This window comes from Streptomyces sp. NPDC127197 (genome assembly GCF_042672405.1).
In the GTDB taxonomy this organism is placed as follows: domain Bacteria; phylum Actinomycetota; class Actinomycetes; order Streptomycetales; family Streptomycetaceae; genus Streptomyces; species Streptomyces flavusporus.
The window spans coordinates 113,492-135,826 of the sequence record NZ_JBHXVG010000022.1 but is presented as its reverse complement, the minus strand read 5'-3'; the positions used below and the strand labels follow the sequence as shown (position 1 = coordinate 135,826).

General features: G+C 71.2%; 19 protein-coding genes. 10 read left to right on the top strand and 9 right to left on the bottom strand.

Features of this window, described 5'->3' with window-relative positions; translation table 11 throughout:
• Window positions 1-59: 59 nt before the first annotated feature.
• Entirely contained in the window at window positions 60-1,259 is a 1,200-nt protein-coding gene (locus tag ACFVJQ_RS29615; protein ID WP_385788520.1) for a MarP family serine protease, read from the top strand.
• A gap of 15 nt (window positions 1,260-1,274) precedes the next feature.
• On the opposite strand, the gene ACFVJQ_RS29610 is transcribed toward ACFVJQ_RS29615, so the two are convergent.
• The 6 genes from ACFVJQ_RS29610 to ACFVJQ_RS29585 all read right to left on the bottom strand — a co-directional run bounded on the left by ACFVJQ_RS29610 (window position 1,275) and on the right by ACFVJQ_RS29585 (window position 9,443).
• A complete protein-coding gene (locus ACFVJQ_RS29610) occupies window positions 1,275-1,454 on the bottom strand; it encodes a hypothetical protein (protein WP_224734534.1) in 180 nt (59 codons plus the stop codon).
• Window positions 1,455-1,581: 127 nt separating this feature from the next.
• Window positions 1,582-2,520 carry an alpha/beta fold hydrolase gene (locus ACFVJQ_RS29605; RefSeq protein WP_385513274.1) on the bottom strand — a complete coding sequence of 313 codons (939 nt, stop codon included), beginning with the start codon at window positions 2,518-2,520 and terminating at the stop codon, window positions 1,582-1,584.
• Entirely contained in the window at window positions 2,517-3,023 is a 507-nt protein-coding gene (locus ACFVJQ_RS29600) for a phage holin family protein (protein ID WP_385788515.1), read from the bottom strand. The genes ACFVJQ_RS29605 and ACFVJQ_RS29600 overlap by 4 nt, the downstream gene beginning before the upstream one ends.
• A gap of 78 nt (window positions 3,024-3,101) precedes the next feature.
• The gene (gene nhaA / locus ACFVJQ_RS29595; RefSeq protein WP_385788512.1) at window positions 3,102-4,532 is read right to left on the bottom strand and encodes a Na+/H+ antiporter NhaA; all 1,431 of its coding nucleotides are present in this window, start codon (window positions 4,530-4,532) and stop codon (window positions 3,102-3,104) included.
• 221 nt (window positions 4,533-4,753) lie between these two features.
• Window positions 4,754-6,709, bottom strand: a complete 1,956-nt coding sequence (gene acs, locus ACFVJQ_RS29590) for an acetate--CoA ligase (RefSeq protein ID WP_385788509.1) — start codon at window positions 6,707-6,709, stop codon at window positions 4,754-4,756.
• A gap of 238 nt (window positions 6,710-6,947) precedes the next feature.
• A complete protein-coding gene (locus tag ACFVJQ_RS29585) occupies window positions 6,948-9,443 on the bottom strand; it encodes a bifunctional SulP family inorganic anion transporter/carbonic anhydrase (RefSeq protein ID WP_385513270.1) in 2,496 nt (831 codons plus the stop codon).
• Window positions 9,444-9,738: 295 nt separating this feature from the next.
• Between ACFVJQ_RS29585 and ACFVJQ_RS29580 the strand changes: the two genes are divergently transcribed.
• A complete protein-coding gene (locus ACFVJQ_RS29580) occupies window positions 9,739-11,001 on the top strand; it encodes a hypothetical protein (protein WP_385513269.1) in 1,263 nt (420 codons plus the stop codon).
• 6 nt (window positions 11,002-11,007) lie between these two features.
• On the opposite strand, the gene ACFVJQ_RS29575 is transcribed toward ACFVJQ_RS29580, so the two are convergent.
• On the bottom strand, window positions 11,008-11,988 hold the full coding sequence (locus ACFVJQ_RS29575) for an ATP-binding protein (protein WP_385788505.1): 981 nt from the start codon (window positions 11,986-11,988) through the stop codon (window positions 11,008-11,010).
• A 101-nt stretch (window positions 11,989-12,089) separates the two neighbouring features.
• Here ACFVJQ_RS29575 and ACFVJQ_RS29570 point away from each other — a divergent pair, with 101 nt between their 5' ends.
• Complete coding sequence (locus tag ACFVJQ_RS29570; protein ID WP_385513267.1) at window positions 12,090-12,914, top strand: oxidoreductase; 825 nt, start codon at window positions 12,090-12,092, stop codon at window positions 12,912-12,914.
• A gap of 355 nt (window positions 12,915-13,269) precedes the next feature.
• Here ACFVJQ_RS29570 and ACFVJQ_RS29565 read toward each other — a convergent pair whose 3' ends face one another.
• Entirely contained in the window at window positions 13,270-14,103 is an 834-nt protein-coding gene (locus tag ACFVJQ_RS29565; RefSeq protein WP_385513266.1) for an HAD family hydrolase, read from the bottom strand.
• A gap of 589 nt (window positions 14,104-14,692) precedes the next feature.
• On the opposite strand from ACFVJQ_RS29565, the gene ssd reads away from it, so the two are divergent.
• The 7 genes from ssd (at window position 14,693) to ACFVJQ_RS29530 (ending at window position 19,887) form a co-directional block, all read left to right on the top strand.
• Window positions 14,693-15,793, top strand: a complete 1,101-nt coding sequence (ssd, locus tag ACFVJQ_RS29560; RefSeq protein WP_385788501.1) for a septum site-determining protein Ssd — start codon at window positions 14,693-14,695, stop codon at window positions 15,791-15,793.
• Window positions 15,790-17,154, top strand: a complete 1,365-nt coding sequence (locus ACFVJQ_RS29555; protein WP_385513264.1) for a TadA family conjugal transfer-associated ATPase — start codon at window positions 15,790-15,792, stop codon at window positions 17,152-17,154. Before ssd ends, ACFVJQ_RS29555 begins: the two co-directional genes overlap by 4 nt.
• Window positions 17,147-18,007 (top strand): type II secretion system F family protein, encoded by an 861-nt coding sequence (locus tag ACFVJQ_RS29550; RefSeq protein ID WP_385513288.1) that lies wholly within the window; start codon window positions 17,147-17,149, stop codon window positions 18,005-18,007. Before ACFVJQ_RS29555 ends, ACFVJQ_RS29550 begins: the two co-directional genes overlap by 8 nt.
• On the top strand, window positions 18,004-18,789 hold the full coding sequence (locus ACFVJQ_RS29545) for a type II secretion system F family protein (protein ID WP_385513263.1): 786 nt from the start codon (window positions 18,004-18,006) through the stop codon (window positions 18,787-18,789). The genes ACFVJQ_RS29550 and ACFVJQ_RS29545 overlap by 4 nt, the downstream gene beginning before the upstream one ends.
• Before the next feature lie 126 nt (window positions 18,790-18,915).
• Window positions 18,916-19,125 carry a DUF4244 domain-containing protein gene (locus ACFVJQ_RS29540; protein ID WP_385513262.1) on the top strand — a complete coding sequence of 70 codons (210 nt, stop codon included), beginning with the start codon at window positions 18,916-18,918 and terminating at the stop codon, window positions 19,123-19,125.
• Window positions 19,112-19,486 carry a TadE family type IV pilus minor pilin gene (locus tag ACFVJQ_RS29535; RefSeq protein ID WP_385513261.1) on the top strand — a complete coding sequence of 125 codons (375 nt, stop codon included), beginning with the start codon at window positions 19,112-19,114 and terminating at the stop codon, window positions 19,484-19,486. The genes ACFVJQ_RS29540 and ACFVJQ_RS29535 overlap by 14 nt, the downstream gene beginning before the upstream one ends.
• The gene (locus ACFVJQ_RS29530) at window positions 19,483-19,887 is read left to right on the top strand and encodes an Rv3654c family TadE-like protein (protein ID WP_385513260.1); all 405 of its coding nucleotides are present in this window, start codon (window positions 19,483-19,485) and stop codon (window positions 19,885-19,887) included. Before ACFVJQ_RS29535 ends, ACFVJQ_RS29530 begins: the two co-directional genes overlap by 4 nt.
• On the opposite strand, the gene ACFVJQ_RS29525 is transcribed toward ACFVJQ_RS29530, so the two are convergent.
• Complete coding sequence (locus ACFVJQ_RS29525; protein ID WP_385513259.1) at window positions 19,793-22,306, bottom strand: DEAD/DEAH box helicase; 2,514 nt, start codon at window positions 22,304-22,306, stop codon at window positions 19,793-19,795. The two genes, ACFVJQ_RS29530 and ACFVJQ_RS29525, sit on opposite strands and share 95 nt — an antisense overlap.
• Window positions 22,307-22,335 lie beyond the last annotated feature (29 nt).

The window sequence follows — 22,335 nt, the reverse complement described above, 5'->3', positions numbered from 1 at the left end:
TTGCCGGGCCCCCGGCCGACCTGGAGTGACCGCGAAGTGATGAGGCGAGGCTTGAAGCGGTGAACGTGCTGGACATCCTGTTGCTGGTCGCCGCCGTGTGGTTTGCGATCGTGGGCTACCGCCAGGGCTTCGTCGTCGGCATCCTGTCGGTGATCGGTTTCCTGGGCGGCGGTCTCGTCGCCGTCTACACACTGCCCGTCATCTGGGACGCGCTCACCGACAACTCCGAGGTGAACACAACCGCCGCCGTGGTCGCCGTCGTCGTCGTGATCGTCTGTGCCTCGGTCGGCCAGGCCCTGACCACTCACCTCGGCAACAAGCTGCGCCGCTACATCACCTGGTCTCCGGCCCGCGCCCTGGACGCGACCGGTGGCGCCCTGGTCAACGTCGTCGCCATGCTGCTGGTGGCGTGGCTGATCGGCTCGGCGCTGGCCGGCACCACGCTGCCGACCCTCGGCAAGGAAGTGCGCAACTCCAAGGTGCTGCTCGGGGTGTCCCGGGCCCTGCCCGCACAGGCCGACACCTGGTTCGCGGACTTCTCCTCGGTCCTCGCGCAGAACGGCTTCCCGCAGGTCTTCAGCCCGTTCTCGAACGAGCCGATCACCGACGTCCAGCCCCCGGACCCCGCCCTCGCGAACAGTGCCGTCGCCGCCCGCGCCCAGCGCTCCATCGTCAAGGTGATGGGCACCGCCCAGAGCTGCGGCAAGGTCCTGGAGGGCACCGGCTTCGTCTTCGACGAGCGCCGGGTCATGACCAACGCGCATGTCGTCGGAGGCGTCGACGAGCCCACCGTCCAGATAGGCGGCGAGGGCAGGCGGTACGACGCGACGGTCGTCCTGTACGACTGGGAGCGCGACATCGCCGTACTCGACGTACCCGACCTGGACGCGCCCGCCCTCGAGTTCACCTCCGAGGACGCGGCCAGCGGCGACAGCGCGATCGTCGCGGGCTTCCCGGAGAACGGCGCGTACGACGTGCGCTCCGCGCGCGTACGCGGGCGCATAACGGCCAACGGACCGGACATCTACCACCGGGGCACGGTCCGCCGCGATGTCTACTCGCTGTACGCGATCGTCCGCCAGGGCAACTCCGGCGGCCCGCTGCTCACGCCCGAAGGCAAGGTCTACGGCGTGGTCTTCGCGAAGTCCCTCGACGACGCCGAGACGGGGTACGCGCTGACCGTGGACGAGATCAGCGAGGACATCACCAAGGGGCGTACGGCCAACCAGCAGGTGGGCAGCGACAGCTGCGCCTTGTGAGGGCCGTTTGAGTGATCAGCCGCGCGGGTGACGCAGGCGCATCGAGACCCAGCGCGCACGCCGACGCAGAATGCGTGGGATGCCCACCCTGAGTTCCGTGCCCGCCAGTTGCGGGGTGCCCCGCTGGTGGGAGCTCAGGCCATTGCCCGAGCGGCGAGTGCGTGCTGCGTCACTGTAGTCGTGCGTCCAGCCCATACCCCGACGTGTGCCCCTGGCCCAAGGTCGATAACCGCCCCTGGAGCGCCCAATTGGCCTATGCGCCAGGCATTTGGCTGTTCGTAGTACAGGCGTTCAGAACCGCATACCGGGCGCATCGGCTCGGTCACCGATCGGGTTCTGGGTCTTTCAGCCAGTTGACGAGCTCGGAGGAGAACGCCACCGGATCCTCCTCGTGCGGGAAATGGCCGAGACCGTCGAACAGCCGCCAGCGGTACGGTGCTTCGACGTACTCTCCGGAACCGGCTGCGCTCCTGGTCCTCATCACCGGGTCGAGGGAGCCGTGCAGATGCAGCGTCGGCACCCGCACGGGCCGCTTCATGCGCCGGTTGAACTGGAGGCCGTCGGGCCGGGCGAGGGACCGCACCATCCAGCGGTACGGCTCGATGGAGCAGTGCGCGGTCGAAGGGATGCAGATCGCCCTCCGGTACGTCTCCACGGCCCTGTCCTCCGGCAGCCGCGGGCCGGACCAGTCCCGGATCAGCCGGCCCACCAGCGCCCCGTCGTCCGCGACGAGCTGCCGCTCCGGGATCCACGGCCGCTGGAACCCCCAGATGTGGGAACTCGAGGCCGTCTGCTTGACGTCGGAGAGCATCGCCGAGCGCCAGCGCCGCGGATGCGGCATCGACGCGACCGCCAGGCGCCGGACGAGCTTCGGGCGCATCACGGCCGCCGTCCACGCCAGATAACCGCCCAGGTCATGGCCGACGAGCGCGGCGTCCGGTTCGCCCAGGGACCGTACGACGCCCGTGATGTCGAGGGCGAGGTTGGCCGGGTCGTAACCCCGGGGCGTGCGGTCGCTGCCGCCGACGCCCCTCAGGTCCATGGCGACGGCCCGGAACCCGGCGTCGGCGAGCGCCACCAGCTGGTGCCGCCAGGCCCACCAGAACTGCGGGAAGCCGTGCAGCAGCAGCACCAGCGGTCCGTCGCCCAGCTCCGCGATGTGGAACCGCGCGCCGTTCGCCGCGACGTCTCGGTGCAGCCAGGGACCTTCGGGACGTACGACCGAGGCGGGTTGCGCCGAAGGGGTGTCGGGTTCCGTCATGACGACGAGCGTGCCACAGCCTCGATGGCCTCGGGCACGCGGTCCTGGGGCAGCTCGGGAAGCTCCGGCCGCTCCGGTCGCGGATGCGGCTTGGCCTTCTGCAGGACGCCCGCGCTCTCCTTCACCGACGCGGCGACCTTCTGCGGGCCCCGGCCCTTCTTGGCCTTCTTCGCGAACACGACGCCGATCAGGGCGAGGACGAGGGCGATGAGGACGTTCGCCGCGAAGGACAGCAGGAAGCAGATCGCGAGGTTCCAGTCGCTCCAGGTCCGGATGCCGTACGCCAGGGCGAAGTTCAGCATCGGCAGGGAGAAGACGAGGAGTCCGGCGGCCGCGACGAACGCGCCGCCGGACGTCGCTCCGCGCTTGACGTCCTGCCTGATCTGCGCCTTCGCCAGTGCGATCTCGTCGTGCACCAGCGCCGACATCTCGGTCGTCGCCGAGGCGAACAACTGGCCGATGCTGCGTTCGGCGCCGACCGGGCTGCCGTCGGGTGCGCTCATCGCGGTCTCCCTCTTCTGCGTACGGGTCCGTCCATGCCTGATTGCGTACGGTCCCGACTTTTGTACCGTCCCGTCAGATCATGCCGGACCGTCGTTCTCCTCGCCTGCCCCGCCCGCGACTTCGGCAAGCTCGCGTCGCTCCGCCTCCCTGACTGCGGCGAGCCTGCGGTGCTCCGCGGCCTTGCGGTCGTAGATCTCCGCCATGCGCAGGTGGTACGCCGGGTCGTGCTCCTCGTAGATGTCCGGGATGCCGTCGAGGTCGTCGTCGCGCTCCTCGGCCTCGCACAGCCGGCGGTACTTGACGTTGCGCACCTTCAGCAGCGTGCCGGCGACCAGCGCCGCTATGAGGGAGCCTGTCAGTACGGCCGCCTTCACCTCGTCCGTCAGGACCATGTCGCCCTCGAAGGCCAGCTCGCCGATGAGCAGCGAGACGGTGAAGCCGATGCCGGCGAGCGACGCGACGGCGAAGACGTCGGCCCATTGGAGGTCGTCGCTGAGGGTGGCGCGGGTGAAGCGGGCGGTGAGCCAGGTACCGCCGAAGATGCCGATCGTCTTGCCGACGACCAGACCGAGGACGACACCCAGGGTCTCCGGCTTGGTGAACACGTCCTTCATGGAGTCGCCGGAGAGCGAGACGCCTGCGCTGAACAGGGCGAACAGCGGTACGGCCAGGCCCGCGGACAGGGGGCGCACCAGGTGCTCGATGTGCTCGCCGGGGGAGTGGTCCTCACCCTTGTGGGTGGTGCAGCGCAGCATCAGGCCCATGGCGACGCCGGCGATGGTGGCGTGGATGCCGCTGTTGTACATCAGCGCCCAGATCACCAGGGCGAGCGGGACGTACACGTACCAGCCGCGTACTCCCTTGCGCAGCAGCAGCCAGAAGACGCTGAGGCCGACGACCGCGCCGCCGAGCGCCGCGAAGTTGATCGTCTCGGTGAAGAAGACCGCGATGATGAGGATCGCGAAGAGGTCGTCGACGACGGCGAGGGTGAGCAGGAAGGCGCGCAGCGCGCTCGGCAGGGACGTGCCGATGACGGCGAGCACGGCGAGTGCGAAGGCGATGTCCGTGGCGGTGGGCACGGCCCAGCCGTCGAGGGAGCCGCCGCCGAGGACGTTGGTGAGCGTGTAGACGAGCGCCGGTACGGCCATGCCGCACAGTGCGGCGACCACGGGCAGGACGGCCGCCTTGGGGTCGCGCAGATCGCCGGCGACCAGCTCACGCTTGAGCTCGATACCGGCGACGAAGAAGAAGATCGCCAGGAGGCCGTCGGCGGCCCAGTGCTCGATCGAGAGGTCGAGGCCGAGGGCCGCGGGGCCCAGGTGGAAGTGGCTGACGGTCTCGTAACTGCCGTGCAGCGCGGGTATGTTCGCCCAGAGCAGCGAGGTGACGGCGGCGAGGAGCAGCAGCACACCGCCGACGGTCTCGGTGCGCAGCGCGTCCACGACGAAGGTCCGCTCGGGCAGCGACAGGCGTCCGAGTACCTTGCGGGGGGTGGTGGGCGCGGTCACGGCGAGACCTCCGGTCGGTGGGCAGCACGGAACACATGCCGACCAGACTTCCCGGCGCACCTGAGATCACTGTTGCGTTGTTGACGCTTTTCTTAGCTTACCTAAGATGCGGCGGACCGGTCCGGTGAACTTCACGGTAGGTGCAAAAAGGGCACCCGGCGCGCCTGTCAGGCGTCTGTCGCCGGGTGCCCTGCTGGGTCGCCCTCAGCCCTCGACGGTTCTCAGTCCTCGCTGGGCGCCGCCGGGAGCTTCGCCTGGATGAGATCCATGACCGTGGAGTCGGTCAGTGTCGTGACATCGCCGAGCTGGCGGTTCTCCGCGACGTCCCGCAGCAGCCGGCGCATGATCTTGCCGGAGCGGGTCTTCGGCAGCTCCGCCACGGGCAGGATCCGCTTCGGCTTGGCGATCGGGCCGAGGGTGGCGCCCACGTGGTTGCGCAGCTCGGCCACCAGGTCCTCGGTCTCCGCCGCCGTACCCCGCAGGATCACGAAGGCGACGATCGCCTGCCCGGTCGTCTCGTCGGCGGCGCCCACCACGGCCGCCTCGGCGACCGACGGGTGCGACACGAGCGCCGACTCCACCTCGGTCGTGGAGATGTTGTGGCCGGACACCAGCATCACGTCGTCCACCCGGCCCAGCAGCCAGATGTCGCCGTCGTCGTCCTTCTTCGCCCCGTCACCGGCGAAGTACTTGCCCTCGAACCGCGACCAGTACGTGTCGAGGAACCGCTGGTCGTCGCCCCAGATGGTGCGCAGCATGGACGGCCACGGCTCGGTGAGGACCAGGTAGCCACCGCCGCCGTTGGGGACCTCGTTCGCCTCGTCGTCCACGACGGTCGCGGAGATGCCGGGCAGCGGACGCTGCGCGGAACCCGGCTTGGTCTCGGTGACGCCCGGCAGCGGCGAGATCATCATCGCGCCGGTCTCGGTCTGCCACCAGGTGTCCACGATCGGCGTGCGGTCGGAGCCGATGTGCTTGCGGTACCAGATCCACGCCTCGGGGTTGATCGGCTCACCGACGGAGCCGAGGACACGCAGGGAGGACAGGTCGAACTTCGCGGGGATGTCGTCGCCCCACTTCATGAACGTACGGATCGCGGTCGGCGCCGTGTACAGGATCGTCACCCCGTACTTCTGCACGATCTCCCAGAACCGGCCCTGGTGCGGGGTGTCCGGCGTGCCCTCGTACATCACCTGTGTCGCCCCGTTGGCGAGCGGCCCGTACACGATGTACGAGTGCCCGGTCACCCAGCCGACGTCGGCGGTGCACCAGTACACGTCGGTGGCCGGCTTGAGATCGAAGACGGCGTGGTGGGTGTACGCCACCTGGGTGAGGTAGCCGCCGGAGGTGTGCAGGATGCCCTTCGGCTTACCCGTCGTACCGGATGTGTAGAGGATGAACAGCGGGTGCTCGGCCTCGAACGCCTCCGGGGTGTGCTCGGCGGACTGCCGCTCGACGAGCTCGTGCCACCACACGTCCCGCTCGTCGTTCCAGGCGACCTCCTGACCGGTGCGGCGCACCACGAGCACATGCTCGACGTTGTCCACACGCGCGATCGCGTCGTCGACGGCCGGCTTGAGCGCGGACGGCTTGCCCCGCCGGTAGCCGCCGTCGGAGGTGATGACGACCTTGGCGTCCGCGTCCTGGATACGGGTGGCGAGGGCGTCCGCCGAGAACCCGCCGAAGACGACGGAGTGCGCGGCGCCGATCCGGGCGCAGGCCAGCATCGCGACCGCCGTCTCCGGGATCATCGGCATATAGACCGCGACCCGGTCGCCCTTCTGAACTCCCAGCTCCAGCAGGGCGTTGGCCGCCTTGGATACCTCGTCCTTGAGCTCGGCATAGGTGATGGCGCGACTGTCGCCGGGCTCGCCCTCGAAGTGGATGGCGACCCGGTCGCCCTGCCCGGCCTCGACATGCCGGTCGACGCAGTTGTACGCGACGTTGAGCTCGCCGTCCTTGAACCACTTGGCGAACGGCGGGTTCGACCAGTCCAGTGTCTCGCTCGGCTCCTTGGCCCAGGTCAGCCGACGGGCCTGCTCGGCCCAGAAGCCGAGCCTGTCAGCCTTGGCCCGTTCATACGCCTCCGCCGTGACGTTGGCGTCGGCGGCCAGGTCGGCGGGGGGTGCGAACCTACGCTCCTCACGAAGCAGGTTGGCCAGGCTCTCGTTGCTCACGACATCTCCCTCTCGAAGGGTGTCCGTTGTGTCCCAGGCCACAGCTCATCAGACCTGGTGGTCCGATGACAAGGGTCGACTGAATATTGGTTTAGACCTGTCGAAGGTCGTGCCCATGGGGTGACCGGGCCGGCCTCGAACCGCTTCCGACGCCGGTCATCCCTTCCCACGGGCCGCGCGCGGACCCGGTTCAGTCCTGTAACGCCCCTCACACCTCCGGGCCGCACCGGGCCACGCGTCATGCGGTCAGGTCCATCGGCCGCACGGTGTCGAACACCTTCTCCTCCTCCGCATCGACGAGCAGATATGCCTGCGCCTCCCCCACGTGGAAGTACATCCCGTGCAGCTCCAGCGCGCCCTCGCGCAGCGCGCGGGACACCGACTCGTGGGCGCGCAGGTGCTCCAGTTGCTGCACGACGTTGGTCAGGCAAAGCTGCTCGACCGCGTCGGCGGGCGCGCGCCCGGCCAGCCGGGCCCAGGGCCGCCCGGCGTCGGCCATGCGCTCCAGGCTGGGCAGCCCGTGCCGCAGCCACCGCCTGAGGGGCGTCCGCGCGCCGTCCGGCTCGGAGTTGAGCAGTGCCTGCATGGCCCCGCACCCGGAGTGCCCGCACACCGTGATGGACCGCACCTTCAGCACGTCCACCGCGTACTCGATCGCCGCCGCCACCGAGTCGTCTCCGCTCTCCTCGCCGGGCAGCGGCACAAGGTTGCCCACATTGCGCACCACGAACAGGTCCCCGGGACCACTGGAGGTGATCATCGAGGTGACCAGGCGTGAGTCGGCGCAGGTGAGGAAGAGCTGGGACGGTCGTTGCCCCTCTCGGGCCAGTCGGGCCAGCTCGCCCCGTACCAGGGGAGCGGTGTTGCGCTGGAACGCGCTGATTCCGCGTACCAGTTGGTGACTGCTCGGCTCGTGACCGCCGGTGTCGCCCGGCCCGGGCAGCCCCTCCCGGTCGGGCATGACGCTGACGTGGACTCCCTCACCGCACGTGCCGGAACCAACCCCGACGGTCTCGGGGCCGTCGGTTCCGCCCGGGTGCTCACCGGCCGGCTGCGCGGTCTGCGGGCGGTCCCGCTCGCACTGGTGGTTGCGCCAGGGCGTCCAGGGCCGGCATCGGCAGCCGCCCGAGTCGGCCGGCTCGGCGGTCCAGGAACCTCCGTGGCGGCCGGAGGCACCGGTGGGCTCGGCGATCCGGACCCCGGCACGGCGGCCCGTCAGTTCGACGGAACCGCCCCGCGCGGTGTGCGTCTTCTGCCAGTCGTGCAGGGTCTCGTACGTCGCGTGGTCCATGAACGAGCCGTCCAACTCGACGACCACGTCCGCCCCGTGGGGCACGAGGTGCAGGGCCCGGCTCAGCCTTGGCACCGCGAGGAACGTCAACTGCCCTCGTACATGGACGTGATGGACTCCTTCCCTCTCGTAGTGCGTGATACGTGTGCGGGTGAGGCGGTGCAGGGCGACACCGACGGCCACGGCGATCCCCAGCGCCACACCCTCCAGGACGCCGAGGAGCACCACGCCGGCGGTGGTGACGGCGTACACCAGCACCTCTCGGTGGCGGGTCACCGTGCGGATGTGGTGCAGGGACACCATCTGGATGCCGACGGCCATCACCAGGGCGGCGAGCGAGGCGAGCGGGATGAGCTCCAGGATCGGGACCATCAGCAGCGCGGCGACTACTACGAGAACGCCGTGCAGCATCGTGGAGTTCCGGCTGACGGCACCGGCTCGCACATTCGCCGCGCTGCGCACCGCGACCCCGGTGACGGGCAGTCCGCCGAGCGCTCCCGAGACCATGTTGGCGGCGCCCTGGCCGCGCAGCTCGCGGTCGAGGTCGGCGCGCGGCACGGGCGGCCCCCCGGGACGGGAGGCGGCCAGCCTGTCCACGGCCACGGCGGACAGCAGCGACTCGACGCCGCCGACCAGCGTGATGGTCAGTACGGCGGCGATGAGTCCCGCCACGGGTCCTTCCGGCATCCCGGCCAGGGCATGGCTGCTCCACGACGGCAGGTCGACCCGGGGCAGTCGCAGCCCGCCGAGTGCGGCAACAGCGGTGGCCGCCGCCACCGCGGCCAGCGCCGCCGGGGCCAGCCGTACGACTCGCCCCACTCGCCCGGGAATCCGCGGCCAGACGAGCAGGACGGCCAGGGTCAGGACACTCATGGACAGAGCAGTCGGATGCAGGTCGGCCAGCTGGGCGGGAAGTTCGCGCACGTTGTCGACGACGGAGCTGTGCGGGGCGCCGCCGAGGACGATGTGCAGCTGGGCCACGGCGATGGTGACGCCGATACCCGCGAGCATGCCGTGCACGATGGCGGGGCTGACGACGAGCGCGGTGCGCGCCACGCGCAGGAAGCCCAGGCCGAGTTGGGTGAGGCCGGCGAGGACGGTGATGGCGCAGGTGGTGCGCCAGCCGTAGCGCTGGATGAGGTCGGCGGTGACCACCGTCAGGCCGGCTGCGGGGCCGCTCACCTGGAGCGGGGCGCCGCCGAGCCGGCCGACGACGAGTCCGCCCACGGCGGCGGCGACGAGGCCGGCCTGCAGGGGCGCGCCGGTGGCGAGGGCGATGCCGAGGGACAGCGGCAGGGCGATCAGGAAGACGGCGATGGAGGCCGACACGTCGGCGCCGGCGACGGGGAAGCGGCGGTGCCGGGGCGGTGGCGGGCTGTGCGGTGGGCGAGTGTGTTCGGGGCCGTGGGGGTCGGTGGCGCGAGTGGGGACGCAGGCTGACATGTTTCCCGTCTCCTCCGGGGCAGCGCGGTCGCGGAACAGGTGGTCCCGCCCGGCGGCGGGGTTGGGGCGCGGCCGTGGGTCACGGCGTGCAGCGGCGGGATGTGGCAACTCTCAGTAAATGAATCGTAATGCAGGGTAAAGGTCAGGCATGGATTTTCCCGGCAAATGGGTTAAACCATCGCCTCAGTGAGTGAAATGGGCTTTTGATCGGCTTGTCGTACTAATTCCTTCTCCTTCTCATGCGACCTTGGCCGCGCTGCCAACTCGTCGACTGGAGAAGGAAGGTGGGCGGAACATGGCCGCCACCCAGAGGATCGCCGCGGTCGCCGTGGCCGCCGCGGCCTGTGCCGCATCACTCGCCGGTTGCACGACCGGCTCCGACAGTTCGGAGGAGGGGGCCCCCGGCCCGCAGCAGGGCGCCGGGGTACCCAGGAGCCCGGTCCGCCTGATCGGTGACGGCTCCACCGCGTTCACCGGGGCGCAGCCGCATCTGCCCCGGCCCGAGCGGCTGAAGCCCGGTGCGAAACCACCGCAGTTCGTGGTGTTCTCCTGGGACGGCGCCGGCGAGGACAGCCAGCACCTGTTCTCCCACTTCCGCAGGGTCGCCAGGGAGAACAACGCCACGATGACGTACTTCCTCAGCGGCGTGTACCTGCTGCCCGAGGACAAGAAGGACCTCTACCGCCCACCGCAGCACTCGCCCGGCCGCTCCGACATCGGCTTCAACGACCGCCAGGGCATCGCCGACACCGTGAAGCAACTGCGGCTGGCGTGGTTGGAGGGCAATGAGATCGGCACCCACTTCAACGGTCACTTCTGCGGCAGCGGTGGCGTCGGTGAGTGGTCGGTGGAGGAGTGGAAGGAGGAGATCGCCCAGGCGAAGAAGTTCGTGAAGTCCTGGAAGACCAACGCCGGCATGAAGGACGCCTCCCCCCTGCCCTTCGACTACGACAAGGAGCTGATCGGAGCGCGCACTCCCTGCCTGGAAGGCCAGAAGAACTTCATGAAGGCCGCCCGCGCGCTGGGCTTCCGTTACGACACCAGCGGCGTCAACAACCAGGTCTGGCCCGGCAAGAAGGAGGGCCTGTGGGACCTGTCGATGCAGCTCGTGCCATTCCCCGGACACACCTACGAACAGCTGACCATGGACTACAACTTCATGGTCAACCAGTCGGGCACCACCACCCAGGGCGACCCCGACAAGTACGAGTTCTGGGGCGACCAGATGCGCGACGGCCTGCTCCAGGGCTTCCAGCGGGCATACAACGGCAACCGCGCACCGCTGATCATCGGCAACCACTTCGAGTCCTGGAACGGTGGCGCCTACATGCGCGCCGTCGAGGAGGTCATCGAGCAGGTGTGTACCAAACCCGAGGTGCGCTGTGTCTCCTTCCGGCAGCTCGCGGACTGGCTGGACGCCCAGGACCCGAAGACCCTCGCGAAACTGCGCACGCTGAAGGTCGGTCAGGCCCCGAAGCACGGCTGGGCGTCCTTCCTGTCCGTGCGCCCCGCCCCGGCCCCGAAGGGAGTCCCCGGGGCGCCTGCGGACAGACAGTAGGAGTCGTCACGCAGGGGTGGCGACACTCTCACTGAGCACGAACCCGGGGTCGACCTGCGCCGCCAGGTCGACCCCGAGGCGCTCATTGCCCCAGGACTGGGCGTTCTTCAGGTGGAAGTGCACCATCTGGTGGGTGTAGCGCTCCCAGTCGCGCAGTTCGTACGTCGCGTCGGCGGCCGTACGCAACGTGCGCAGGGCGCGCTGGTTGACGTCCTCCAGGTGCTCGAACCGGGGCGGCCGGCCCTTCTCCATGGCGCGCACCCAGTCCGAGTGACCGACGGTCTCGAGCAGGTCGTCCCCGACTTCGGCGCGGAGGAAGTCGAGGTCGTCCTGGCGCTGAACCTTGTTGCCGACGACCTTCAGCGCAACGCCGAAGTCGCGGGCGTACTCCTTGTACTGGCGATAGACGGAGACCCCCTTCCGGGTCGGCTCGGCGACGAGGAACGTGATGTCGAAGCGGGTGAACAGGCCGGAGGCGAAGGAGTCCGAGCCTGCGGTCATGTCGACCACGACGTACTCGTCGCGGCCGTCCACCAGGTGGTTCAGGCACAGCTCCACCGCTCCGGTCTTGGAGTGGTAGCAGGCGACCCCCAGGTCGGCGTCCGTGAAGGGGCCGGTGACCATCAAACGGACGGCCCCGCCGTCGAGTTCCACCGGCCGGGCGCAGGCGTCGTAGACCGGATTGTCCTCGCGCACCCGGAGCAGCCGCGAGCCCTCGCCCGGCGGCGTGGTCTTGATCATCGAATCGGCCGAGCCGATGCGCGGGTTGGAACCGCGCAGGTAGTCCTTGATCAGGGCGAGCCGGTCGCCCATCGCGGGCAGTCGGGCGGCCTCCGCCTCCTCCAGGCCGAGCGCGGTCCCGAGGTGCTGGTTGATGTCGGCGTCGATCGCGATGACCGGGGCGCCCGAGGCCGCCAGATGGCGGATGAACAGGGAGGACAGGGTGGTCTTGCCGCTGCCGCCCTTCCCGACGAAAGCAATTTTCATGTTCACCAAGGGTAGTGGCGTACTGGCGGTGCGTGGCAGGTGCAGGTGAAGAAGACCACTCCATCGTGGGGTGTGCGCCCGGGGTGGCTAGGGTCGTACTCATGAGTACGACAGGTGGGACCGCCGATCCGTTCGCGGCCCTGGGTGCGCTGCCCGGTGTGGCCGAGTCGGTGGAGTCCGTGCGCAAGGCCGTGGACCGGGTCTACGGGCACCGGATCATGCGCCGGCGGAGCAACGAGATCACCTCTGAGGCGGCGCTGCGTGGCGCTCGCGGTTCCGCGGCGCTGTCCGGCGCGGACTGGGCCCTGGAGGAGGTGCGTCGGCGCACCGACTTCAGCGGGGACGACGAGGCGCGGGTCGTGGGTGCGGCGCTCCGGTTGACCGCCGAGGCCGGTCAACTGCTGTCCATCTGGCGGCAGTCGCCCCTGCGTGTGCTGGCCCGGCTGCACCTGGTGGCCGCCGCGGACAAGGCCGAGCAGGTGGGGCGGCCCCGCCGGCCGGGCGAGCCCGTCGACGAGCCGCTGATCGAGCAGCCGCTGCCGGATGCGGCCGAGGTGTCGGGGCGCCTGGAAGGCCTGGCCGAGCTGATCATCGCGGGCAGTTCGGCTCCCGCCCTGGTCACGGCGGCCGTCGTGCACGGTGAGCTGCTCGCGCTGCGCCCCTTCGTCTCGCACAACGGTCTGGTCGCGCGCGCGGCCGAGCGGATCGTCCTGGTGGGCAGCGGCCTCGACCCGAAGTCCGTCTGCCCGGCCGAGGTGGGGCACGCCGAGCTGGGCCGTACGGCCTATCAGGAGGCGTTCGACGGCTACCTCTCCGGCACTGCGGAGGGCATGGCGGCGTGGATCGCCCACTGTGGCAGGGCGGTCGAGCTGGGTGTGCGCGAGTCGACGGCGGTGTGCGAGGCACTCCAGCGCGGGGCGGCGTAACCGTCCGAAAAGGGTTGCGGCGGTACGAGTTCTCGTACCGCCGCTGGCATGAGCACCGGGTTACCAAGCGTCCTCGATATGTCGCCCATCAGGTCGGGAACTTTGCCCGTCACCTGGTGCGGCTGGCCCGTAATCGACGGGTCGACGTCGCGTGGGTGCCCGGTGTTCATGCTCGGTCCGTGGGGCCAGTGTGCGAATTTAGGTTGATCCCTTCGGATGGCCTTGGTCTCGCGGGCCGTTAAGTCCTTTGTACTCCAGGTCCGGAGTGAGTGGAAGTGGTGGCTGTGCTTCTTTACTTTTAGCCCTAAAGCCGTATTAAACGGGCGCCGGTTTTCCCGACGTGGGTGTGGCCAGCTCAGACGGCCGCCGCCCGGCGCCGGTTCGCGTACCAGACAAGGCCGGCGGTGGCCGCGGCGGCCCCTATGGCGGCGGCCGCGACGAGCGCCGGACGCGGCGGTACGGAGAGGGTGGGCAGCCGCTGCTTGAGCCGGACCGGGCGGTGGAAGTCGAGAATCGGCCACCCGCGCGCGAGTGCCTCACGGCGCAGTGCGCGGTCCGGGTTCACGGCGTGCGGACGGCCGACGGACTCCAGCATCGGCAGGTCGGTCGCCGAATCGCTGTAGGCGTAGCAGCGCGACAGGTCGTACCCCTCGGACGCGGCCAGCTCCCTGACGGCCTCCGCCTTCGTCGGGCCGTAGGCGTAGTACTCGATCTCGCCCGTGTAACACCCGTCGTCGCCCACGACCATGCGCGTGGCGACCACGCGGTCGGCGCCGAGCAGTTCGCCGATCGGCTCGACCACTTCGGAACCCGACGTGGACACGATCACCACATCGCGTCCGGCGGTGTGGTGCTCCTCGATGAGGGAGGCGGCCTCGTCGTAGATGATCGGGTCGATGATGTCGTGCAGCGTCTCGGCGACGATCTCCCTGACCTGCTGGACGTTCCAGCCGCGGCACAGCGCGGACAGGTATGCGCGCATACGCTCGATCTGGTCATGGTCGGCGCCGCCCGCGAGGAACACGAACTGGGCATATGCGGATCGCAGGACACCCCGGCGGTTGATCAGTCCGCCTTGGTAGAACGACTTGCTGAAGGTGAGCGTGCTCGACTTCGCAATGACCGTCTTGTCCAGATCAAAGAAGGCCGCTGTGCGGGGCAAGGAGTGGTTTTCCACGACCCAGAGCATAGGGGCAGCCCATTCGGCGTAAGGTGGGGCGCGTGGGTTTGCCTGAGAGGGCTCTCGGGTACACCATGGAAGTCACGGATCGTTCGCGACCGTGCTAACCCGGTCCGACTCCTCCCCCCCCGAGTCGGCCGTGGGGACGACCCCCGCTCTCCCCCCCGGCGGGGGTCGTCGCATGTCCGGGTGGGTTTTCTCGTTCTCCCTGTGGCCGCGGTGCGGCCTCGAGGCGGCTGCGGCCGCCTCTTTTGCATGCCCATGATCCGTCACTGTCAGTAGTCATCGGACTGCTCTCCGGAAGTCGCACAGGAGATGGTGCAGGGCTCACCGGTATGGGTGACGGCGATATTCACAACCATCGAGTTGTCCACAGTTATCGACCAAGATCCACACGATTTCCGGGATCGCTGCACCGTGATTCCTGCGCAGCCGCTCGCGGCGAGTTCCTGACCGGTTCCGTTTGCCGGACGCGTATGGCCGGTTTCTGTCGGCTGTTCATATGGAGGCCGCCGACCAGTTCTTCACACGTTCGGGAATCGCGGGGCCGCAGGGGCTGCGCGAACGAAGCAGACAAGCAGCGAAGGGGGAGGAAACCGTGACCGGAACCTTCACACACGATCCGCCGTCGGCCGCCGGAGGGCGGCAGAGCCGACCGCTGATCATCACCGAGGACGCCGAACTCCTCGACGACCTGCTGCGCCTGTGCGCGGCGGCCGGAGCCACACCCGAGGTCCACCACTGTGTGCCGGAGCGGGGCGGCGGCTGGGAGGCTGCGCCACTCGTTCTCGTGGGGGACGATGCCGCGCGGCGGGTGCGAGGGGCCGCGCGCAGACACGGAGTGGTGCTGGTCGGCCGTGATCAGGACGACCCCGGCGTGTGGAAGCGGGCCGTCCGGATCGGTGCCGACCACGTCCTGATGCTGCCCGACGGCGAGCAGTGGCTGGTCGACCGCATCGCCGACGTCGCCGAGGGCGTCGGCTGGCCCGCGCTCACCGTCGGCGTCATCGGCGGCCGCGGCGGCGCCGGAGCGTCCACGTTGGCCTGCGCACTCGCCGTCACCTCCGCGCGCGAGGGACTGCGCACCCTCCTGGTGGACGCCGATCCGCTCGGCGGCGGACTCGACGTGCTCCTCGGCGGCGAGACCGCCGAGGGACTGCGCTGGCCCGCCTTCGCCGCCTCGCGCGGGCGGGTGGGCAGCGGCGCCCTGGAGGAGTCACTGCCCCGACTGCACTCGCTGCGGGTGCTGAGCTGGGACCGCGGCGACTGCGTCGCCATCCCGCCGCAGGCCGTACGGGCGGTGCTCGCCGCGGCCCGGCGCCGGGGCGGCACCGTCGTGGTCGATCTGCCGCGCCGCATCGACGACTCGGTCGCCGAGGCCCTCGCCCAGGTCGACATCGGGCTCCTCGTGGTCCCGGCCGAGCTCCGCGCGGTCGCGGCGGCCGGGCGGGTGGCGTCCGCGGCCGGCATGGTGCTGCGGGATCTGCGGGTGGCGGTACGGGGGCCGTACGCGCCCGGGCTGGACGACCGCGAGGTGGCCCGGCTGCTCGGACTGCCGCTGGCCGGCGAGGTGCCCGTCGAGATGGGGCTGCTGCGCGCCCGCGAGGGCAAGGCGCCGCCCGGCGCGGCCCGCGGTCCGCTGGCGCGCTTCTGCACGGGGTTCTGGGAGCGGGCGCTGGTCGAGGCGGGTGCCGCATGAACACCGTCACCGGGCCACTGCTGGACGGCGTGCGGCAGTGGCTGGCCGAGAGCGGCGCCGAACCCACCCCCGCGCGCGTGGCGCAGGCGCTGCGCGAGCAGGGGCGGGTGCTCGGAGACGCCGAAGTTCTGGGGGCCGCCGAGCAGTTGCGGTGCGAACTGATCGGCAGCGGGCCGTTGGAGCCGCTGCTCGCCGATCCGTCCGTGACCGACGTACTGGTGTCCGCTCCCGACCGGGTCTGGGTGGACCGGGGTGGCGGTCTGGAGCTGACGTCCGTCTCCTTCCCGGATGCAGCGGCGGTACGACGGCTCGCGCAGCGCTTGGCCGCGGTGGCCGGGCGGCGCCTGGACGACGCCAGGCCGTGGGCCGACGCCCGGCTGCCGGACGGCACACGACTGCATGCGGTTCTGCCGCCGGTCGCCGTGGGCTGTACGTGCCTGTCCCTGCGCGTCGTGCGCCCGCGCGCGTTCACGCTCGACGAGCTCGTGGCGGCGGGCACGGTGCCGCCGGGCGGGGACCGCGTGCTGCGGGCACTGCTCCGGGCGCGGCTGTCCTTCCTGATCAGCGGCGGTACAGGCAGCGGCAAGACGACGCTGCTGAGCGCGCTGCTGGGGCTGGTCGGGCCGGGTGAGCGGATCGTGCTCGCCGAGGACTCGGCCGAGTTGCGGCCGGACCACCCGCATGTCGTACGCCTGGAGAGCAGATCCGCCAACCAGGAGGGCGCCGGGCTCGTCACGCTCCAGGACCTGGTGCGGCAGGCGTTGCGGATGCGGCCGGACCGGCTGGTCGTGGGAGAGGTGCGTGGACCCGAAGTGGTGCATCTGCTGGCCGCGTTGAACACCGGACACGAGGGTGGCTGCGGGACCGTCCACGCCAACGCGGCGGCCGACGTACCGGCCCGCCTGGAAGCGCTCGGCACGGCGGCCGGGCTCGACCGGGCCGCGCTGCACAGCCAGTTGGCGGCTGCCCTGTCGGTCGTACTGCACCTCGTCCGCGACAGGACCGGGCGGCGGCGGATCGCCGAGGTCCATGTACTGGAGCGGGACCTTTCGGGGCTGGTCAGGACGGTACCGGCGCTGCGGTGGGGCGCGGAGGCGTTTGTCCGCGAGCGGGGCTGGGAGCGGTTGTGGGCGTTGCTCGGCGGGGCGGGGGTGCTTTCCGGCGGGGTGGGTGAGGCGGAGCTGCTTTCCGGCGGGGACGAGCGGGAGTCGGCCTGCGGCAGGGATGAGGAGGGGGTGCTCTACGGCAGGGGCCAGCGGGGGCTGCTCGGCAGCAGGGATGAGCGGGGGCTGCTTGGCGGTGGGAATGAGCGGGAGCTGTTTCGCAGCAGGAACGAGAGGGGCGGTGAGCGGTATGGGTGAGACGGCGTTGAGTGCGGCCGTCGTGTGTGCCGGGGCGGCGGTATGGCTGATGGGTGGCCGGTATTCCGGAGCGCGGCGGGCGCAACTGCTGCTTGCCGGCGGCGGGGTGGTGGGCAGTGGGCCTCCCGGGTGGCGGCGGCTGGCCGGCGAGCTGCGGCGGGTGCGGGGGCGGCTGCGGGCCGAGTGGTGGGCGGTGGTCGTCGGGGCGTTGCTCGCGGTACTGGGGTCGTCGGTGCTGCCGGTCGTCGCGGGGGCGGCCGGAGTGCCACTGCTGCGCCGGGCACGGCTGGCCGGGGAGGCGCGACGGACACGGGAGCTCCGGGCGGACGAGGTGATCGTCCTGTGCGGGACGCTCGCCGGCGAGGTGCGGGCCGGACGGCAGCCGGGACAGGCGTTGCTGAGGGCCGCGCGTGACTCCGGAGGGCTCGGAGACGCGCAGGCGGCCGTGCTGGCGGCGGCGCGGTTCGGCGGGGACGTGCCGGGGGCACTGGCGGCCGCGGCACGGCAGCCGGGGGCCGACGGGCTGCTGGGCCTCGCGGCGTGCTGGCGGGTCGCCGTGGACCGGGGCGCGGGCCTCGCGGCCGGGCTCGACCGGCTCGAAGCGGCGCTGCGCGCCGAACGGGACCAACGTGTCGAGTTGCGTGCCCAGTTGGCCGGTTCCCGCGCCACGGCGGTGATGCTCGCCGCGTTGCCCGCCCTCGGCCTGCTCCTCGGCGCTGCGTTGGGCGCGGACCCGCTGCACGTCCTGTTGCACACCGGCGCCGGGCTGGGCTGCCTGCTGATCGGCGGGGTGCTGGAGGGCGTGGGGTTGTGGTGGGCGCTGCGGATCGTGAAGGGAGCCGAGTCGGCATGAGCGCGGACGTTGTCCACAGGCTGGGGGTGGCACTGGGGGTCGCGCTGGTCCTGGCGTGGTTGCTGCGGCGGATGGAGGTCGCGCGGCGGGAACGCCGGGTACGGCGGCGGCTGGCCGGACTGCTGGCCCTGGACACCACGGTCGCCGGCCCGCGATTCGAGGTGGCGGGCGTGGTGCGGCGGTGGTGGCCGACGGTCGGTGCGGTGGGCGCCGGATGGGTCCTGGTCGGTGGGGCCGCGGGTGTCCTCGTGGGACTCGTCGGTGCGGTCGGGTGGTGGCGGTGGCGTCACCGGCGAGCAGTGCCGGACCGGGGCGAGGAGTCCGACGCTCATACGGCCACCCGGCAACTCCCGCTCGCCGCCGATCTGCTGGCGGCCTGCATCGCGGCCGGCGCCGGTCCGGCGATCGCCGCACAGGCCGTCGGCGAGGCCCTGGGCGGCCCGGTCGGGGAGGCGCTCGCCCGGGGTGCTGCGGAGGTACGGCTCGGTGGCGAACCGGCCGAAGCCTGGCGGAGGTTGGCTGCGACACCGGGCGCCGCCGCCCTGGCACGGCTGCTGGAACGGGCCGGCGTCTCCGGGCTCCCCGCGGCCGGACCCGTCGCGAAGATCGCCGCGGACGCCCGCGCCGAATGGTCCCGCACCGCGACGGCTCGGGCCCGGCGGGCGGCCGTCATGGTCACCGCGCCCGTCGGGTTGTGCTTCCTGCCCTCGTTCATCGCGGTCGGCGTGCTGCCCGTGGTGATCGGGCTGGCGGGCGGGGTGCTGGGAGGGGGTGGTGGTTGAGGGGCGGCGCGGGTGTGGACGTACGGCGGACGGCAATTGACCACAGCAGTGAGCGCTGAGCGCTCAACCAATGATCAACCAATGGTCGGCAAGCGATCAACGACAAGGAACCTCACGGGGGTTGAGATGAACAAGGCAGTACGGGCGCGTGTGCGCGCACTGGGGTGCGGGATGCGCGGCGGGCGGAAGGAGGCCGGAATGGTCACCTCCGAGTACGCGGTGGGAATTGTCGCGGCGGTGGCCTTCGCGGTGCTTCTCTACAAGGTGGTGACGAGCGGGCAGGTCAGCGCGGAGCTGCAGAAGATCGTGAAGGATGCCCTCGATGCGCGGATGTGAGCGGCGTGCGCGGCGTGCGGACCAGGGGTTCGTGACGGCGGAAGCGGCCGTGGTGCTGCCCGTGCTGGTGATGTTTGCGATGGGACTGGTGTGGGGGCTGCTCGTCGTGGCCGCGCAGATCCAGTGCGTGGACGCGGCACGGACGGGCGCCCGTGCGGCGGCCCGGCAGGACCCGCACGACGCGGTCGTCGAAGTGGCCCGCGAGGCTGCCCCGCCCGGGGCGAAGGTCACGCTCAGCCGGGAGGGCGATCAGGTCCGGGTCGTCGTGGTGGCCGAGGCGCCGGCGCTGGGCGGTCTGTCCTACGAGGTACGGGAGGAGGCCGTCGCGGCCGCCGAGGAGACGGCGGAGGTGGGCGGATGAGGGGCGGTGAATCGGACCGCGGGTCCGCCACCGTCTGGAGCGTCGGTGCGATCGCCGTCCTGTGTGTGGTGTTCGGCGTCGTACTCGCTCTGGGGCAGGCCGTCGTGACCCGGCATCGCGCGGCCGGCGGCGCTGACCTCGCGGCCCTTGCCGCAGCGGACCACTGGGCGCAGGGCGGCACGGCGGCCTGCGCCCGGGCGGACCGGGTGGCGCGGGCGCAGGGCACGCGGCTGGTGCGGTGCGTGCTCGTGGGTGAGGTCTCGGACGTGACGGCGGCGGCCGGGCGGGGGCCGTTCGCGGCGGAGGTCAGGGCGCGGGCGGGTCCTGCGGGGCCGGTCCCGCCGACGGACCTTCCGGCTCCCCCGCCTTCTCCCAAGGCGCCCCCCGCAACAGCACCGTGAGCAACCGCACTGCTCCCCGTTTGTGCAGCGGATCGTTGCCGTTGCCGCACTTGGGGGACTGGATGCAGGACGGGCAGCCGGCGTCGCACTCGCAGGAGGCGATGGCCTGGCGGGTGGCGGTGAGCCAGGCGCGGGCGGTGTGGAAGGCGCGCTCCGCGAAGCCCGCGCCGCCGGGATGGCCGTCGTACACGAAGACCGTCGGCAGGAGCGTGTCCGGGTGCAGCGGGACGGACACGCCGCCGATGTCCCAGCGGTCGCAGGTCGCGAACAGCGGCAGCATGCCGATGGACGCATGCTCGGCGGCGTGCAGCGCGCCACCGAGGATCTCCGGGCTGATGCGGGCCTCGTCCAGCTGGTCCTCGGTGACCGTCCACCACACCGCGCGCGTGCGGAGCGTACGAGGAGGGAGGTCGAGTTTGGTCTCGCCCAGGACCTCGCCGGTGATGAGGCGGCGGCGGAGAAAGGAGACGACCTGGTTGGTGACCTCGACGGAGCCGTAGCACAGGCGGCCCTCGCCCCAGGGGATCTCGAGGTCCGTCTCCAGCACGGAGATCGACGTCGTGTCGCGGGCGACCGTCGAGTACGGCGGGTCGGCCTCCTCGACCAGGGCGACCGAGTCGTCCAGGTCGAGGAAGCGGACCAGATACGTACGGCCCTGGTGGAGGTGGACGGCGCCCTCGTGCACGGTCGTGTGCGCGGCGGCGGCGTCCACCGTGCCCAGCAGCCGGCCGGTGCCGGCCTCGACGATCTGGACGGGTCGGCCGCCCTCGCCGCGGATGTCGGCCAGGTCGGCCGCCCGCTCCCGGCGGGTCCAGTGCCAGGCCTTCGTCCGGCGGCGCAGCAGCTTCGCGGCCTCCAGCTGCGGGAGCAGCTCTGCGCATGCGGGGCCGAACAGCTCCAGGTCGTCCTCGACCAGGGGGAGCTCCTCGGCGGCGGCGCACAGATGGGGTGCGAGGACGTAGGGGTTGTCGGGGTCGAGGACCGTGGATTCCACCGGTTGGTCGAACAGGGCCTCCGGATGGTGGACCAGGAACGTGTCCAGTGGGTCGTCACGGGCGACCAGGACGGCCAGGGCGCCCTGGCCCGAGCGGCCCGCCCGGCCGGCCTGCTGCCACAGGGACGCGCGCGTGCCGGGATATCCGGCGATCACGACCGCGTCCAGGCCCGAGACGTCGACGCCCAGTTCCAGGGCGGTGGTCGCGGCCAGTCCGAGGAGCTCGCCGGAGTGCAGGGCGCGCTCCAGGGCACGGCGCTCCTCCGGGAGGTAGCCGCCGCGGTACGCGGCCACGCGCCGGGACAGCGAGCGGTCGATCTCCGCGAGCCGCTCCTGGGCGATCACGGAGATCAGCTCGGCGCCGCGCCGGGAGCGTACGAAGGCGACGGAGCGCACGCCCTGCACGGTGAGGTCGGTGAGCAGGTCGGCCGTCTCGGCGGTCGCCGTGCGCCGTACCGGCGCGCCCTTCTCGCCCCGCATCTCGGTGAGCGGGGGCTCCCAGAGGGCGAACACCAGCTCACCGCGCGGGGAGGCGTCGTCGGCGACCTCCACCACCGGGAGGCCGGTGAGGCGGCGGGCGGCCACGGCGGGCTCGGCGGCGGTCGCGGAGGCCAGCAGGAAGACCGGCGACGCGCCGTAGCGCGCGCACAGTCTGCGCAGCCTGCGCAGCACCTGGGCGACGTGCGAGCCGAAGACGCCGCGGTAGGTGTGGCACTCGTCGATGACGACGTACTTCAGCGACTTCAGGAAGGAGGCCCAGCGTGGGTGGGACGGCAATATGCCGCGGTGCAGCATGTCGGGGTTGGTGAGGACGTACGTGGCGTACTGGCGGATCCACTCGCGTTCCTCGAACGGGGTGTCGCCGTCGTACACGGCTGGCCGTACCGCCTGGCCCAGGGGATGTGAAAGTTCCTTCACGGCTCGGCACTGGTCCGCCGCAAGTGCCTTCGTGGGGGCCAGATAGAGGGCCGTGGCGCCGCGGCCGTTCGGAGCCGCCGAGCCGTCCAGGAGCGTCGAGAGAACGGGGACGAGGTAGGCCAGGGACTTGCCCGACGCCGTGCCGGTGGCGACGACGACCGAGTCGCCGTCCAGGGCGTGCTCGGCCGCCCGGGCCTGGTGGGCCCAGGGGTGTTCGATGCCCGCGGCCTGCACCGCCGCGATGACCTCGGAGCGGATCCGGTCGGGCCAGACTGCATGGCGGCCCGCCCGCGGGGGCAAGTGCTCCGTATGAGTGATGCGCGAAGCCCGGCTCGGCCCCGAGGCGAGCCGGTCCAGGACCGTGCCCGGCGCGGGGCGGGAGGCGGTGTCCGTCGGGGTTCGATCGGATCGGTGATTCTTGGCCATCGGCACCGAGTGTGTCACCGGCGTGACGGACAATGGGTCCAAGGCGTCGTGCACGCCTGCCGGTAAGTGATTGAATGCCATCGCGGCTGGCGAACCGTCCAGGGGGCTCT

What these genes read in the sequence shown, in the direction of transcription:
- ACFVJQ_RS29570 (WP_385513267.1), top strand. Translation starts at nt 12,090, where the DNA reads ATGAGTACGACAGGTGGGACCGCCGATCCGTTCGCGGCCCTGGGTGCG.
- ACFVJQ_RS29530 (WP_385513260.1), top strand. Translation starts at nt 19,483, where the DNA reads ATGAGGGGCGGTGAATCGGACCGCGGGTCCGCCACCGTCTGGAGCGTC.
- ACFVJQ_RS29580 (WP_385513269.1), top strand. Translation starts at nt 9,739, where the DNA reads ATGGCCGCCACCCAGAGGATCGCCGCGGTCGCCGTGGCCGCCGCGGCC.
- ACFVJQ_RS29610 (WP_224734534.1), bottom strand. Translation starts at nt 1,454, where the DNA reads ATGGGCTGGACGCACGACTACAGTGACGCAGCACGCACTCGCCGCTCG.
- ACFVJQ_RS29525 (WP_385513259.1), bottom strand. Translation starts at nt 22,306, where the DNA reads ATGGCATTCAATCACTTACCGGCAGGCGTGCACGACGCCTTGGACCCA.
- ACFVJQ_RS29540 (WP_385513262.1), top strand. Translation starts at nt 18,916, where the DNA reads ATGAACAAGGCAGTACGGGCGCGTGTGCGCGCACTGGGGTGCGGGATG.
- ACFVJQ_RS29600 (WP_385788515.1), bottom strand. Translation starts at nt 3,023, where the DNA reads ATGAGCGCACCCGACGGCAGCCCGGTCGGCGCCGAACGCAGCATCGGC.
- ACFVJQ_RS29555 (WP_385513264.1), top strand. Translation starts at nt 15,790, where the DNA reads ATGAACACCGTCACCGGGCCACTGCTGGACGGCGTGCGGCAGTGGCTG.
- ACFVJQ_RS29565 (WP_385513266.1), bottom strand. Translation starts at nt 14,103, where the DNA reads ATGCTCTGGGTCGTGGAAAACCACTCCTTGCCCCGCACAGCGGCCTTC.
- ACFVJQ_RS29575 (WP_385788505.1), bottom strand. Translation starts at nt 11,988, where the DNA reads ATGAAAATTGCTTTCGTCGGGAAGGGCGGCAGCGGCAAGACCACCCTG.
- ACFVJQ_RS29605 (WP_385513274.1), bottom strand. Translation starts at nt 2,520, where the DNA reads ATGACGGAACCCGACACCCCTTCGGCGCAACCCGCCTCGGTCGTACGT.
- ACFVJQ_RS29535 (WP_385513261.1), top strand. Translation starts at nt 19,112, where the DNA reads ATGCGCGGATGTGAGCGGCGTGCGCGGCGTGCGGACCAGGGGTTCGTG.
- ACFVJQ_RS29545 (WP_385513263.1), top strand. Translation starts at nt 18,004, where the DNA reads ATGAGCGCGGACGTTGTCCACAGGCTGGGGGTGGCACTGGGGGTCGCG.
- ACFVJQ_RS29550 (WP_385513288.1), top strand. Translation starts at nt 17,147, where the DNA reads ATGGGTGAGACGGCGTTGAGTGCGGCCGTCGTGTGTGCCGGGGCGGCG.
- ACFVJQ_RS29585 (WP_385513270.1), bottom strand. Translation starts at nt 9,443, where the DNA reads ATGTCAGCCTGCGTCCCCACTCGCGCCACCGACCCCCACGGCCCCGAA.